Source organism: Thermanaerovibrio velox DSM 12556 (assembly GCF_000237825.1).
Lineage (GTDB): Bacteria > Synergistota > Synergistia > Synergistales > Synergistaceae > Thermanaerovibrio > Thermanaerovibrio velox.
Map to the genome: position 1 here is coordinate 1322685 of NZ_CM001377.1, position 14069 is coordinate 1336753.

At 58.5% G+C, this 14069-nt stretch carries 11 protein-coding genes; 7 read left to right on the top strand and 4 right to left on the bottom strand.

Annotated features, from left to right (window positions below):
- The first annotated feature begins 4 nt into the window (after positions 1 to 4).
- The gene (locus THEVEDRAFT_RS06440) at positions 5 to 1375 is read left to right on the top strand and encodes a V-type ATP synthase subunit B (RefSeq protein WP_006583908.1); all 1371 of its coding nucleotides are present in this window, start codon (positions 5 to 7) and stop codon (positions 1373 to 1375) included.
- Between the two features lie 61 nt (positions 1376 to 1436).
- Here THEVEDRAFT_RS06440 and THEVEDRAFT_RS09185 read toward each other — a convergent pair whose 3' ends face one another.
- Entirely contained in the window at positions 1437 to 2225 is a 789-nt protein-coding gene (locus THEVEDRAFT_RS09185) for a LacI family DNA-binding transcriptional regulator (protein ID WP_245522779.1), read from the bottom strand.
- Between the two features lie 204 nt (positions 2226 to 2429).
- On the opposite strand from THEVEDRAFT_RS09185, the gene THEVEDRAFT_RS06450 reads away from it, so the two are divergent.
- Positions 2430 to 4352, top strand: coding sequence for a DUF2207 domain-containing protein (locus THEVEDRAFT_RS06450; protein ID WP_040825373.1), 1923 nt, complete (start codon positions 2430 to 2432; stop codon positions 4350 to 4352).
- 73 nt (positions 4353 to 4425) lie between these two features.
- Positions 4426 to 4980 (top strand): LemA family protein, encoded by a 555-nt coding sequence (locus THEVEDRAFT_RS06455; protein ID WP_006583911.1) that lies wholly within the window; start codon positions 4426 to 4428, stop codon positions 4978 to 4980.
- A gap of 103 nt (positions 4981 to 5083) precedes the next feature.
- On the opposite strand, the gene THEVEDRAFT_RS06460 is transcribed toward THEVEDRAFT_RS06455, so the two are convergent.
- Positions 5084 to 6457 (bottom strand): zinc-binding metallopeptidase family protein, encoded by a 1374-nt coding sequence (locus THEVEDRAFT_RS06460; RefSeq protein WP_006583912.1) that lies wholly within the window; start codon positions 6455 to 6457, stop codon positions 5084 to 5086.
- A gap of 96 nt (positions 6458 to 6553) precedes the next feature.
- On the opposite strand from THEVEDRAFT_RS06460, the gene THEVEDRAFT_RS06465 reads away from it, so the two are divergent.
- From THEVEDRAFT_RS06465 to THEVEDRAFT_RS06480, 4 genes are all read left to right on the top strand, one after another.
- Positions 6554 to 7222: a zinc ribbon domain-containing protein gene (locus THEVEDRAFT_RS06465; RefSeq protein ID WP_006583913.1), complete on the top strand. Its 669-nt coding sequence runs from the start codon at positions 6554 to 6556 to the stop codon at positions 7220 to 7222.
- Positions 7223 to 7508: 286 nt separating this feature from the next.
- Positions 7509 to 9188 carry a DEAD/DEAH box helicase gene (locus tag THEVEDRAFT_RS06470; RefSeq protein WP_006583914.1) on the top strand — a complete coding sequence of 560 codons (1680 nt, stop codon included), beginning with the start codon at positions 7509 to 7511 and terminating at the stop codon, positions 9186 to 9188.
- 64 nt (positions 9189 to 9252) lie between these two features.
- Entirely contained in the window at positions 9253 to 10485 is a 1233-nt protein-coding gene (locus THEVEDRAFT_RS06475) for a C40 family peptidase (protein ID WP_006583915.1), read from the top strand.
- Positions 10486 to 10549: 64 nt separating this feature from the next.
- Positions 10550 to 11569 (top strand): homoserine dehydrogenase, encoded by a 1020-nt coding sequence (locus THEVEDRAFT_RS06480; protein ID WP_006583916.1) that lies wholly within the window; start codon positions 10550 to 10552, stop codon positions 11567 to 11569.
- 180 nt (positions 11570 to 11749) lie between these two features.
- Here the strand turns inward: THEVEDRAFT_RS06480 and THEVEDRAFT_RS06485 are convergent, their stop codons facing one another.
- Both THEVEDRAFT_RS06485 and THEVEDRAFT_RS06490 read right to left on the bottom strand, forming a co-directional pair.
- Positions 11750 to 12670 (bottom strand): SAM hydrolase/SAM-dependent halogenase family protein, encoded by a 921-nt coding sequence (locus THEVEDRAFT_RS06485; protein ID WP_006583917.1) that lies wholly within the window; start codon positions 12668 to 12670, stop codon positions 11750 to 11752.
- Positions 12671 to 12714: 44 nt separating this feature from the next.
- Positions 12715 to 14064, bottom strand: a complete 1350-nt coding sequence (locus THEVEDRAFT_RS06490) for a DUF4403 family protein (protein WP_156787131.1) — start codon at positions 14062 to 14064, stop codon at positions 12715 to 12717.
- Positions 14065 to 14069 lie beyond the last annotated feature (5 nt).

The following is a 14069-nucleotide window of genomic DNA, read 5'->3' on the forward strand; positions in this document are numbered from 1 at the left end:
CATAATGGCCATCGCTGAGTACAAGGGGCTGCAGCGCATAACAGGACCGTTCATATTCATGGAGGCGGTGCCGGACGTAGGATACGGGGAGCTGGTGGAGGTGGTGCCTGAGGACGGCCTGCCCCGGAGGGGAAGGGTTGTTATGGTGAGCCAAAAGGCCATAACCGTACAGGTCTTCGAGGGGACCTCAGACCTCGTCCCCTCCTCCACATCGGTGCGGTTCCTAAAAAGACCCCTTGAGATCTCATTGTCAAAGTCAATGCTTGGCAGGACCTTCAACGGCATAGGGGAACCCCTAGACGGCTGCGGACCCGTGTACGGAGGCAAGAGGGTACCGGTCAACGGGCTCCCCCTAAACCCCGTGGCCCGGCAGTACCCCAGGAACTTCATCCATACCGGCATCTCCGCCATAGACACATTGACAACCCTCATAAGGGGGCAGAAGCTTCCCATCTTCTCCGGCAACGGCCTACCCCACAACAGGCTTGCGGTTCAGATCGCCACCCAGGCTAGGATAGTGGGGGATGAGAGCTTCGCGGTGTGCTTCGCCGGGATAGGCATAAAACACGACGATGCCTCGTTCTTCATGAGAGAGCTCGCCCACCGGGGACGGAACAACAACATGGTCACGTTCCTGAACGTGGCGGACGACCCGGTGATAGAACGTATAGCCACCCCAAGGATGGCGCTTACAACCGCGGAGTACCTGGCCTTTGAGCTTGGCATGCACGTGCTGGTGATCATCACGGACATGACCAACTACTGCGAGGCCCTTAGGGAACTGGGGGTCGCCGCCGGGGAGGTGCCAAGCCGCAAGGGCTACCCTTCTTACCTTTACAGCGACCTGGCAAGCCTCTATGAGAGGGCCGGGGTGCTCAAGGACAGGCCGGGCAGCGTAACCCAGCTGCCAATACTCACCACCATGCCCAACGACGATATAACCCACCCCATACCAGACCTCACGGGATTCATAACCGAAGGGCAGATAGTCCTATCAAGAGATCTCCACTCCAAGGGCATATACCCTCCAATAGACGTGCTCACCAGCCTCTCAAGGCTCATGAAGGATGGCATAGGGAAGGGCTACACCCGGGAGGACCACCCTAACCTGGCAAGCCAGCTGTTCGCCTCCTACAGCAGGGTCCAAGACGTCAGGGCCCTGGCATCGGTGGTTGGGGAGGAAGAGCTATCCAAAAACGACAAGCTCTCCATGGCCTTCGGGAACGCCTTCGAGAATAAGTTCCTTTGCCAGGGCCCCGACGAGGATCGGGACATCTCCTCCTCCTTGGACATCGGTTGGGATATACTTAAGCTTCTCCCAAGGTCAGAGCTCACCAGGGTAACCTTAAGCCAGATAAGAGAATACTTGAGGTAAGCCAAAGATCCAACCAATCAAGCATGTGGATTCAGCTTGTCCCAAAGGCCCTCGGCGGAGTTCATCCCAACGGCTCCGGTGCCGAGGGCCTAACCTCCAGCCTGATGCTCATACGAGCCCTCGGGGCCTTTATAAGCCTTCCAAGAGCCCTTCCACAGACAAGCCCCACCTCCCTTGGGTTCAGCGGCACCGTCCAAACCCTCGGGCAGGGCATCCCGGGGAAAGGTCCAAGGACCACCGATACACCGGGGGGAACCGGATCCCACCTGACGGTCCCATCCCATACCAAGGCCCTTCCATCGGGATCCTGACGGCCCTCTAGAAACGAAAAAGGACTCCACCGCCCCCCCACGTATCGGAAGGGACCTACCGCCTCATGCAGGGCCTCCACCAATAAATCCTGGTGAAACCCTATTGAAGCTCCACAATCTCCTTCGACATCACCCCATCTAAGAACCGGGAACGGAAGGTCGGATAAACCAACGGAGCTGGAAGGCACATCCCCCATCCAAAGCACCCCATCCACCTTTCGTCCCACCAGCTCATCACAGGGCCCCCTGCCCCACCCTCCCCCAAGGACCAACACGGAGTTGCCCTTAGCGGAAAGGCCCCTGGCAAAGCCGTCCAAAAATGGGCCGACCCACCATCCAAACTGGTCCTGGATGACCAATCCACATAGGTCCCATCGGCCCGCCGCAAGCCCCGACGCCAATCGGTCCGGCCTGTAGCCTAGCTTGTGAACCGCTTCCCACACCCTTTGAGCCGTGAGATCCGATATCCTGGGATCCCCCTTGATGACCCGGCTCACCGTGCCCTTGTCCACCCCGGCGAGCTCCGCCACGTCCTTCATCTTAGCCACCCCAAGCACCTCCAATTACATCCGTTCCCCAACCGTGCCCATGGACAGGGCGACCAAATATACCGCTCCAGGCCTTCTCCCACCAGCAAATCCACCGGCGGGACGGATATTGGATTATAATACCTTTCAAAATAACCTTAAAAGACGGGAGCTTTCTTAGGATCCATACTAGGGGGGACACGGACCGTGAATACGATGAGTCGAAGGTTCAAGCTGTTCTGCATGTTCTTGGGGTTACTCGGGATCCTCTGGGGCTCTGCGGTTCAGGCCAACGAGGCGATCCTCAGCTTCGGAAGCCTTGTGAGGATAGGAGACGACGGAACCATAACCGTGACGGAGACGATAGTGGTCCGCGGGGAGGGCAGAATGATAAAACGCGGCATCTTGAGGGACTTCCCAACCACTTACGAATCCCCCACCGGCAGGACGATCCAGGTCCCCTTCAAGGTGATAAAGGTATTGAGGGACGGCGGCCCAGAGGATTGGCACACGGAAAAGATGTCCAACGGGGTAAGGCTCTACGTGGGCTCAAAGGAAAGGTTCCTTACCCCGGGCAAGTACAGGTACGACATAACGTATACCACCGCAAGGCAGGTGGGTTTCTTCCAGGACCACGACGAGTTCTACTGGAACGTGACCGGCAACGGCTGGAGTTTTCCCATCGCCGCCGCCGCGTGCAGGGTATACCTTCCAAACCAAGGCCACTTCACCGCCCTTGACGCGTTCACCGGCCCCCAGGGGGCAAAAGGCAAGGACGCCAAGTTCAAGGTGGACGACGACGGGAGCGCCCTGTTCTGGACCACAAAACCCCTGGGCCCCGGCGAGGGGCTGACCATCGCGGCGGCTTTCCCCAAGGGGGTGGTAAAGAACGCCCCCCCAAAGGTGGCGGGGCTCAGGACATCCTGGTGGCGGAACATCGGATACGCCCTATGCGGCCTAGGGGTGGTCTACTTCGTGTTCATCTGGTTCAAGGTTGGCAAGGATCCGTCGGGAGGCACCATAATACCCCGCTTTTACCCGCCGGAAGGCCTTTCTCCCCCAGCGGCCAGGGCCCTTAGACTCATGGGGGCGGACAACAAATGCATGGCATGCTCCATACTCGACGGGGCGGTCAAGGGGTTCGTGGCGATAGAAAGGCTTGGTAAGACCTATCGGCTGGAGCTTCTAAACCCAGACCTCAAGGATGCCCCAAGCCATGTGGCGGTGGTCCTGGCCAACCTGTTCCAGACGGGACAGAAGAGCATCACCATAACCCAAGGGGAGTATAAGAAACTTCAGACGGCCCAAAGGGCGTTAAAGGAATTCCTCAACGACTCCTTGGAGGGAAGGTTCTATCACTCTAACCTGCTCTATTGGCTGGGGGGAAGCCTCATCTGCCTGGCATCCGTCGGAGCCCTGCTGTTGAGCCTCCTGGAGGATCCGGAAGGAATCTTCATAGGAGTATGGGTTTCCGTATGGACCATAGGGGTCTTGGCGCTTATGGCGGCGGTAAGGACCGCTTGGGCGGACTACTCTAGCATGAGGGGCTTCAAACGGTTCGCCAAGGCCCTTTTTTTAAGCCTCTTCTCCATACCGTTCATGATAGGTGAGATAATAGGTTTGTACGGGGTAAGCGTTTACGCGGGACCCTTCGGGGCGCTACAGGTCTTCGTAGCAGGCACTTCAATAGGGCTGTTCAAGTTTCTCCTGAAGGCCCCCACAAAAGAGGGAAGACAGCTGCTGGACGAGTTGGAGGGCTTTAGGATGTTCCTATCGGTCACCGAGAAGGACAGGCTGGACAGGCTTACTCCCCCTGAGCTGGATCTCAAGACCTTTGAGTCCTACCTTCCCTGGGCAATAGCGCTGGACGTGGAAAACCGTTGGTCCGAGAGGTTTAACGCCATGGCCCAGGAGGCCCAAAACCGCGGGGAGGTTCCCAGCGGCTACGTGCCCATTTGGTATTACGGCGGTCTGTCGGATCTTGGAAGCAGCTTTGGAGAGGCCATAGCAAGCGGCATCACGTCCTCCATAGCCTCCGCCTCAACCCCACCCGGTTCCTCCTCGGGCTTCGGCGGCGGAGGCGGCGGCGGAGGCTTCTCCGGCGGCGGAGGCGGCGGCGGAGGGGGTGGCGGCTGGTAAGGGAGCTCCACCGCCAACCGGAAGATTGGCAAAGATGGTTAAAACATAAATTAAAAAGAGAGGAAGGGATCGTATGATATTCTTCGGCATACTTGGAGTGATAGTGGTCCTATGCATTTGGTTTTTAAGCATCTACAACCGTTTCGTAAAACTTAAGAACATGGTGGACGAGGCTTGGAGCGGTGTAGACGTACAGCTTAAAAGGCGCTGGGACCTGGTGGGCAACCTGGTGGAGACCGTAAAGGGTTACGCTACCCACGAGAAGGAGGTCTTCGAGGAGGTGGCCAGGCTTAGGAACCAGATGAACTCCGCTTCCTCCTTGGCGGAGAGGGCTCAGGTGGAAAACGGCCTGACCCAAACTCTGAGGAGCCTCTTCGCAGTGGCGGAGGCCTATCCACAGCTCCGGGCCTCGGAGAACTTCTCGGAGCTTCAGAGGACCCTAGGGGAACTGGAGGACCAAATACAGCTGGCCAGGCGTTACTACAATGGTACCGTAAGGGATTACAACATAATGGTGGACTCCTTCCCAAGCCTCATAGTGGCCCGCACCATGGGATACTCCAAGAGGGACTTCTTCCAGCTGGAGGATCCATCGGAGCGCACCGCCCCCAAGGTCAGCTTCAGCTAAAATAAAACTCCGTTTCACAAGTAAGCCCAAAGGGGCCCAGCGGGAGTTACCCCCCCCGTTCGATCCGCCCCTTTGGGCTTATCCTTTCGCCTTCCCCGCCTCTTTACCTTCCCTCGTAAAACGCTCGATACGCCGCCGTTGTGGCAGCCACATCCGCCAAGCTCATCATCTCGAAGGGGGCGTGCAGGGATATCACCGCGGGGCCCATGTCAAGCACATCGATCCCGTGCCTTGCAAGGTACTTGGCCACGGTGCCACCCCCGCCGGTATCCACCTTGCCAAGGCTACCCACCTGCCAGGGTACCGAGGCCTCGTCAAGCCAGCCCCTTACCTTGGCCACGAACTCACCCCTGCTCTCGCTGCCTTCATACTTACCCTTCAGACCTGTCCCCTTCATCACCGCGGGACCGTCCCCCGCCACGGGGAGCTGATTCATGTCGAAGGCGTCCTTGTACATGGGGTTGAAGGCCTCGGTGACGTCGGCGCTTATGGCCTCCGAAGCGGCCAGGGCCCTGTCCAGCTGGAAGGTCCCAACGGCGCCCTCGGCCTCAAGCACGTAGGACATGAGTATCCTCAAAAGGGCCCCCTGGGCTCCTCCTATCCCTTCGCTGCCTATCTCCTCCCTGTCGAGGCATAAAAACACCGCCCCAACCTCAAGGTCCTTGGCGGACACGAAGGCCTCAAAGGAGGTGTAGACACAAATCCGGTCGTCCAAACCGTAGGCGGTGAGGAGCGACCTGTCAAAGCCGGAGAGCAAGGCCTCCCCCGCAGGTACCAACGCCAGATCCGCCGACACCAGGTCGTCCTCGGACACACCGTAACGGTCCTTCAGTATGCTCAAAACCTGCTCCTTAACCGACTCAGCACCGGGCTTGTGACCCAAGATGACGTCCAGGTCCTCACCCTTGATCGTCTCGCTGGCCTTCCTGCCGTCCAGGTTTCTGTCGAGGTGAGGCGCTAAGTCCGGTATCATAAGCTTAACGTCCCTGCCATCCAGGACCACGGTGCTGCGGTCCTTAAAGTGCACCTCTCCCCTGATCTCCAGGGGCACGTTAACCCATTGATACTTCTTTATCCCCCCGTAGTAGTGGCAGTCACCCATGAGAAGCCCCTTCTCCTCGTAAAGGGGCTTGGACTTCAGGTCTATCCTGGGGGAGTCTCCATGAGAGGCGGTGATCCTCACCCCCTGCGAGGCGGGGCGCTTACCGGGCCTGTAGGCCCCCAGGGCCCTGCCCTTCCAGTTGATGAAGGTCCCTGCCTCGGTCATTTGCCCCCCTTCACCGAACCCAAGGCTGCGGAGCCTATCCTCCAGCCACCTTACCGCCTCCCGCTCGGTCTTGCAAAGGGTGAGGAACTCGGCTGCCCTGTCACCAAGACCGTCAAAGGCTTTCCGCCCTGTAAGGAAATCCCAGGCCTTAAAACCCCTTCGGTCCTTCACGTCATTCCGGTTCTTCTCTTCCTTGCTCTCCTTGCTCAAAGGGCTCACCTCCTGAGTTTAAATTATTATAATGCAAATTATGATAACATATGAACCATGAGATCAAGCTCAAAGGGGCACCAAGGGGGTGGTACGATGCTCTGCGGAAGCTGCGGCTACAACAACTCCGCCAGTGCCAGGTTCTGCATCCTCTGCGGATCTCAGCTGTCCAAGGCGGAGGTGATGGATCCGGACCCTAAGATATGCCCCGGGTGCGGTGAACCCAACGAAGGACATGCGATGTTCTGCTCCTCCTGCGGAGCCGACGTATACACCGCCCCAAGACGATCTTCCCTGGCCAACGCTCAAACGCCCCCTGTCCAAGGGGAGGAACCGGACGGTGAGGTTGAAACCGATAGCCCGGAAGGGCCTGATCCGGAGCAGGAGGTCAAAACCACCGCAGATAACCCAGCGGACATGGATCCAATTGCCCCATGGGAAGCGGAACCAGAGCCCTACCCCTCTCCGACGCAGGATCTGTTCGAAGAACCCTCTCGGTACGAGGAGCCCGCTTCCAGCGCCCCCGTGTACCAAGAGGAGGCGGTTGAAATGAAAGGGGAAGAAACGAAAGGAGAAGGGAACAAAAGGAGGTTTGGGTTCAAACTCCCCTTGCCCAAGATGTCCCTTCCAAAGCTGTCCATAAAGATAAGCCTTAACTCCAGGATCATAATAAAGGGCCTGGTCCACACGGCGATCGTGTTAGTCATAGCATCCATAGGGGTTTCCATTGGGATGCTCTCCATCATGGTTATAAAGGGTAGATGAGCCTGGGGAAAGGGGGAAAGTTTTCGGCCTAAAGTTGACAAATCCCCAAAAAGGCCCATAATGGTTCAGTGACTTCGCAGGGAACTTTAAAAGGGGCGTGCAGGTCGCGCCCCTTTTTGGTGTCCTTTGGGGACATAGGCAATGCGAGTTTTCCGTATCGTCCCGGCGTAAAGCCGTTTTTCTGAAGCTTCTTCTTTTGCAAGGGCGCTGGGCTCTTGAAGGACAGTGGGGGCAGGGACGACGGAAGACCCGAGCCTTCACAACAACTTCAGGAGGTAGTGCACGCATGACGATTGAAAGATTTGACCAGTATCCCCTCAGGGACGAGCTATTATCGGCCCTGAGGCGCAAGGGTTTTGACCACCCCATGCCCGTTCAGGTGAGGATGCTCGAGGACCCGACCCTGTCGGACGGGGACCTCATAGTTCAGGCCAAGACCGGCTCCGGCAAGACCCTTGCCTTCGCCCTTCCGCTCTTGAACCAGATGAACGCGGGGGAACGTACCCCCCGGGTGCTGGTGCTCTCCCCCACCAGGGAACTGGCTCTTCAGACCGCCAGGGAGTTCCAGTGGTTGGGCTACGAGATGAGGATCAAGGTGGCCTCCCTGGTAGGAGGCATGGACATGGAGAGGCAGGTCAAGGCCCTGAGGGACGGGGCCGCCGTGGTGGTGGGAACTCCTGGCAGGGTGCTTGATCACATCCGTCGGGGGTCGTTCAAGGCCGACACGATTCAAAGCTTGGTCCTTGACGAGGGGGACCACATGCTGGACCTGGGCTTCAAGGATGAGCTGGAGGCCATAATAGAGGCCATGCCTGGGGTCGAGAGGAACTGGCTCTTCTCCGCCACCATGCCGGAGGAAGTGGTGACCTTGGCCAAGCAGTACCTGGACGCCCCCAGGAAGATCTCCCTGGTGGACGATGCGGCAAAACACGATGACATAGTCCAGAGGGCCTACATAATACCCGCCAGGAAGCGGTTCGAGGGCTTGGCCAACGTGCTCCTCTTCGAGCGTCCTCGGAGGGCCATCGTGTTCTGCGCCACCAAGCTGCAAACCCAGGAGCTGGCGGAGCGGCTGTGCGACGAGGGGTTCAAGGCCGGTGCGCTCCACGGGGACATGACTCAGAGGGAGCGGAACATGGCCCTTGAGAGCCTGCGGCGGGGCAGGAACCAGATAATGGTTGCCACCGACGTGGCCGCCCGGGGGTTGGACATAAGCGGGGTATCCCACGTGATACAGTTCGGGCTGCCCGGGTGCCTTGAGACCTTCATCCATCGAAGCGGGAGGACCGGTCGAGCCGGACAGGAGGGACGCAACCTCATCCTTCTCACCGCCCGGGAGGCCGGGGAGTTCCGATCCATGATAAGGGGGACCTCTCTTGAGGTCGAGTGGCTCCCCGCTCCGGACGCGGAGGAGGTGGAGTCCCTCTCGAAGGCGGAACTGGAGAGGTGGTGCGTAAGCAACCCAGCGGAGACCGAGGAGTACCTTGAGTGGGCGGAGGAGATCCTCCAGCGGGACGATGCGGCGGAGATAGTGGCGGGGCTCTTGAGCAGGTCCTTCGCCGATGAGCCCAAGGGGTACTCCATAAGGGAGGACGTCCAGATGGAGATGGCCAAGGGGAGGAGCTCCGACAGGCCTCGGCGCGCCTCAGACCGGCCTCTCAAGAAGCTCATCTCCGGAGCGGTTACCATGAAGTTCCCTTCCGGCAGACAGGACGGATGGGAAGTGGGGTCCCTTCTGGGAGCTCTCTGCAGGGGACTGGGCGTAAAGAGGGAGGACGTGGGTAACATAAAGCTCAAGGACCGCTGTGCCTTCGTGGAGCTATCCCCCTATGCGGCATCCCAGATCGAGCGCCGAAGGGATCGACTGGCCCGGGAGGGACTTAACGATTTCACCAGGTTCGAACAGGATTTCCAGCCCGCCCCAAGGGACAGGAAGAGAAGTTTCCCTCACAGGAGCAGGTCGTAATATAAGAAAGCCGAAAATGTGCTATCCTCCCCGGAAGATGAAGATCCTACGGGGAGGTTTTTTCATGTCCCAGCCACAATCAAGGTCTCTAATCCATCTAATCGGGGTTCTTGCGCTTGTCCTCCTCCTGCACCCTGGGCGGGCAAACGCTGATGGGGTAGCCACGCGGGTCATTCCAGATGAGCTCCAAGCAGCGCTGGCCGAGCAGTTTAAAGCCCGCTACTTCATGCCCTGGAGCTCAAAGGCCTCTTCCCTTAACCCAAAGGGGGAGTTCCAAAGCTGGTACCGGAACATCCTGGATTCCCCCTTGGTGGGATCTAACCTCTTAATCGCGGACCGGTCAAGGAAGGAGGCCTGGGTCAGCCTTGCCTCCCAGGCAAGCGAGGCAAGGACCCCCGGGATGGCCCTGAAGCGATCGGACCTTAGGGTCCTCCCCACTAGGGAGCCGCTGTTCGAACCTCCCGGGGGTTCAAAAACATCCTTCCCCTTCGACAGACTTCAGAACGGGACGGTCAACCCCATGGAACCGCTCCTGGTGACCGCCAAGGTTCAAGGCTGGCTGCTTGTAGTTACCCCATGGGCCTCCGGATGGCTGGAGGAGGACTCGGTGGCCCTGCTGGACCAGGACACCGTAGAAAGGATACAGGGGGCCTCGCTAGGAGTAATCACAAAGGACGGCTCTTCCCTGGCCTACCAATCCGGCATATCCGCTTTCACCGGGGACATCGGCACCCTTATACCCATTGACGAGGACGGGGCCCCCCTCCTGCCCCTCTGGAACCCCCATGAAGGACGGTTGGAGCTTGTGAAGGGCAGGAAAAGCGACTCCATAAGCCCCTTTCCAGTTCCCGCCACCTCCGAGGCCCTTGAGGCCCTGGCAAAGTCCTTCCTCCACCAGCCTTACGGATGGGGAGGGCTTTACGGCAACAGGGACTGCTCCTCCACCACCAGAGATGCCCTCATCCCCTTTGGCATCTGGCTGCCGAGGAACTCCCACGGCCAGGGGGGGATGGCTGGGCTTGACCTGTCAAGGCTCCCCAGGAGGGAAAAGGCAAGGCTCATAGTTGATAGGGGGATCCCGTTCCTATCAATACTTTACATGAGGGGACACGTGATGCTGTACGCGGGGCACCAAAACGGCAACCCCCTGGTGCTGCATAACCTTTGGAGCCTCAAGGTAAACGGGAGGGAAGAGGTTTTCGGGAGGTGCGTTTTGACCGACCTCAACCTGGGGGACGTACCACTCATCGACCGGGTCACGAGGCTTGTAATGCCCGTGGAATCCAAAGGCCTTTGACGGCAAATCGTGCTATACTTGGCGGAAAAAATCCTTCCATTAAAACCAAGAGGAGGCGAGAAGTTTGGAACACCGGGTTGCCCTTTTGGGCTGCGGCAACGTGGGTAAGGCGCTGGTGGGCATTTTAGCCCGCAAGCGGGACCACCTAAAGGCGCGATATGGGGTTGACGTAAAGCTCACGTACGTAGGAGACATAAGGTGCGGCTCCACGATGAACCCCCGGGGTCTGGATGAAGAGAAGGTCTTGGAGGGCCTGGCGGCGGGGAAGCTTCCGGACCCATTCGGCACGATCCCGCTGGAAGAGGTTATCCGGCTAAGCGGAGCCACCATAGTAGCCGATGCCACTCCCACAAACCTTGCGACCGGTGAACCCGGGCTTTACCACGCAAGGTCCGCCCTCTCCTCGGGTGCCCACTTCGTGACCACCAGCAAGGGGCCCTTTGCGGTGGCGGCGGCAGAGCTTGAGGAGACCGCCAAGAAGAACGGCCTTTCCTTCCGCTACGAGGGGGCCGTCATGAGCGGGACACCCCTCATAAGGCTCATACGGGAGGACCTGGCGGGGTGCAGCATAGAGTCCGTTGAGGGGATCCTAAACGGCACCACAAACTACATGCTCTCTCGGATGGAAGAGGGCCTTTCATATGACGAAGCCCTTAGGGAGGCCCAAGATCTGGGCTATGCGGAAGCGGACCCCACCGCTGACGTGGAGGGTTTTGACCCGGCGGTTAAGCTGTGCGTCCTGTCTTGGGTGGCCTTCGGGGTGGAGCTCAAGGTCAGCCAGGTGGACAGGACCGGCATATCCGGCCTTACGTCGAAACATGTGCAAAGGGCAAAGATGGAGGGCAGATCGGTAAAGCTCATCGCATCCATCCACATGGACGGGGGAGAGGTTAAAGCAAAGGTGTCCCCAGTGGAGGTGCCAAGAGAACACCCGCTCTTCGGGGTAAGAGGAGCCCTCAACGCCGCCACCATAACCACTGACCACCTGGGGAAGGTTACGATATCAGGACCGGGGGCCGGAAGAGACGAGACCGCCCAGGCCCTTTTATCGGACATCATATCCGTGGCTAAAACAAAAATATAGACTCATATTAAACCTTAACGTAACCCGTCGTGGCGGCAGGGGCAATATCGGCACCTCAAAGCAATAAGGATAGGCGGGCCAATCAATCGCCGTACGTAAAAAACAGGGGAAGCGGGCGGTCCGCCCCGCTTCCCCTAATCGTCATCACACACCCTTAAGCTAGGACCGCAACCTCCTAGATCATTTGCCGGGTCGAACCTCAACGGACCACTCGGGGCCGGACGAAATCCCGAACTTTTCGGCAAAGCTGTCCATGTTAAGGGCCAGCGACAGGTTCATCAGGCTGTTGTAGTAGAGGAGCGGCTTGCCCTCCGGCACATCTCCAAAGGTGTTGGCAAAGGGCACCATGCCGCGATACACCTCCTTGCCATCCTTGAGGATCCTCACGTAATACATCTTACCCTTGACGGGTTTGAGGGCCCCAAAGACATCCTCCCCTATGTTGGTCCACACGTTTCCGTATTGAACGTCCAAGATTGGTATGTTCCCGTAGACCGCTCCATCCCTAACTTCCGCCTTCTGATAAGGTATCCTAACCACATCACCCTTAAGAAGCGGCCCCACCTCCTCAAAGGCTATCTTGCCAGAGGCGAGCTTGGCTCCGGTGTAGGCGAAGAGATCCCGTCCGTGGAAGGTGTAGGACTTCTCTGATCCCTTCCTGCGATGCTTGGTCTCGTCTATGACCCTAACCTCCGAAAGACCCACAGAGTCGGCGAGCAGCGTAAGGGTTCCATTGTCAGGGGTGACCACATAACGGCCATCCTTGGTCTTTGCCACCACCGGCTTGCGGTCCGTGCCAACCCCAGGATCCACAACGGACACAAACACCGTACCCTCCGGCCAGTACTGGACGGTCTGAAACAACCTGTATGACGCCTCCCATATGGAGTAAGGCGGTATCTCATGGGTAAGGTCGTACAAAGGAAGCCTTGGATCCTCCCCAAAAGCCACCCCCTTCATGGCAGAAACAGCCCCGTCCTTAAGACCGAAATCGGTCTGGAAGACCAAGGCGGACCTCGCCTCACCTGCACAGGAAAAGGCAACTGTCAACAACATCGAGAGAACAAACACCCTACTCCTACGGAACAAACCCCTCATCATGCCTAATCACCCCCTCGTGATTATATACCCATACAATCTACAACCTAGCGGATCGAAACCGTAAGCACCCCCTGGGCCTGCACGTCCGCCCGAATGCCTTGAGAATCCGCCCTCACGCCTATGACACCGAAGCTGGAGGGTCTGAAGTCCAGCTTTGCACCGCCATAGCTAAGGCCACTTAAGGCCTTGGCCAACCCTTTCTGAAGCTGATCCAACTGATCTCCTATGGGGAATTTGAGTACCTCTCTCAAGGAGGGGACCACCGCATCGTTCAGGAACGACAAAGCTTCACCACCGGCACTTATCTCAACTCCCAGGTCCTCCACTGACACGGTCTTAGTGGACATATCGTAGAACGGCCTGCCAAGGAAGTTGACCACCGAGTTGATGGGAGATCCCTTACCGTCGGTTCCGATCAGCTCCGCCCCCAGGACGAACCGGTCACCCCTTCCGGTCATCCCGAACCTCTCAAGCCTCGCCCTTCCCCCGTCCGGGAGGGCAATATCCCTTGGGGTCCAGTTCCTGGCGATCAAAGAGTTTATAAAAGCGTAGTGTATGGTAACGGGGAGGATGACCCTGAAAGAACCGTCCCCCCCGCCGGACACAAGATCCGGCAGGGGTCTTACCACCGGCCTCCCGGGGAAAGCCCCGCCCACAACCCTCATCCTCGCATCCATTCCGGCGGACATGAAGACCCCGGCACCGTTAACCTCCAAGGGGGTGGCCCAGAACCTCTCGGGGTTCATCACAAGCCAGAGGATGTCCCCCTCCCCTATGCTCAAGGGCTTCGAAACCTGGTTCCAAAGCTCCTGGGCCCGGCGTTTTAACGCCAGCCGATCGTTTAAAACCACATCTATCCGGCCCTTCCTCTGGTCCACCCACTCACGAATAACCCGATCCGCCACGGGCTGGAATGAAACCCTTAGACCCATCAGGTTAATGGCCGGCGGCTTGCGCCACGATATCCTCACCTGGGGATTCGTGGATATCCTCCAGTCGGGCAACACCCTGGGCTTTGCCACCACCGTGGCCAAAAGCTCCCCATCCGCATTGGCGGATATGGGCAGCCCCATGGAACCACCGGAGAAGGTGGCGGTGAAGTAAAGGGGGACGTCCATGGCCACCGAATCCCCCTCCCGGCGAACCACCGGTCGGCCCTTGCGGATTATCACGTACTTCACCCCTCCGGAAAGAGCACCCTGAGAGAAGGATTCCCTGCCCTCCACCCGCAACGGAAGCCTCAGGTCCGCCAAGTCCGCAAGGTTCGAATAGGTGGCCTCAAACCTCACGGATATCTGGGACAACGTCCCGTCCCCCATATCCCCAAACGCAGGGGCAAAGGCCCACAACAGCAGACAACAGGATGCGTACAGCAAAACGAAAATCCTCTTCATAGCCC

What these genes read in the sequence shown, in the direction of transcription:
- THEVEDRAFT_RS06440 (WP_006583908.1), top strand. Translation starts at nt 5, where the DNA reads ATGGCCATCGCTGAGTACAAGGGGCTGCAGCGCATAACAGGACCGTTC.
- THEVEDRAFT_RS09185 (WP_245522779.1), bottom strand. Translation starts at nt 2,225, where the DNA reads ATGAAGGACGTGGCGGAGCTCGCCGGGGTGGACAAGGGCACGGTGAGC.
- THEVEDRAFT_RS06450 (WP_040825373.1), top strand. Translation starts at nt 2,430, where the DNA reads ATGAGTCGAAGGTTCAAGCTGTTCTGCATGTTCTTGGGGTTACTCGGG.
- THEVEDRAFT_RS06455 (WP_006583911.1), top strand. Translation starts at nt 4,426, where the DNA reads ATGATATTCTTCGGCATACTTGGAGTGATAGTGGTCCTATGCATTTGG.
- THEVEDRAFT_RS06465 (WP_006583913.1), top strand. Translation starts at nt 6,554, where the DNA reads ATGCTCTGCGGAAGCTGCGGCTACAACAACTCCGCCAGTGCCAGGTTC.
- THEVEDRAFT_RS06470 (WP_006583914.1), top strand. Translation starts at nt 7,509, where the DNA reads ATGACGATTGAAAGATTTGACCAGTATCCCCTCAGGGACGAGCTATTA.
- THEVEDRAFT_RS06475 (WP_006583915.1), top strand. Translation starts at nt 9,253, where the DNA reads ATGTCCCAGCCACAATCAAGGTCTCTAATCCATCTAATCGGGGTTCTT.
- THEVEDRAFT_RS06485 (WP_006583917.1), bottom strand. Translation starts at nt 12,670, where the DNA reads ATGATGAGGGGTTTGTTCCGTAGGAGTAGGGTGTTTGTTCTCTCGATG.
- THEVEDRAFT_RS06490 (WP_156787131.1), bottom strand. Translation starts at nt 14,064, where the DNA reads ATGAAGAGGATTTTCGTTTTGCTGTACGCATCCTGTTGTCTGCTGTTG.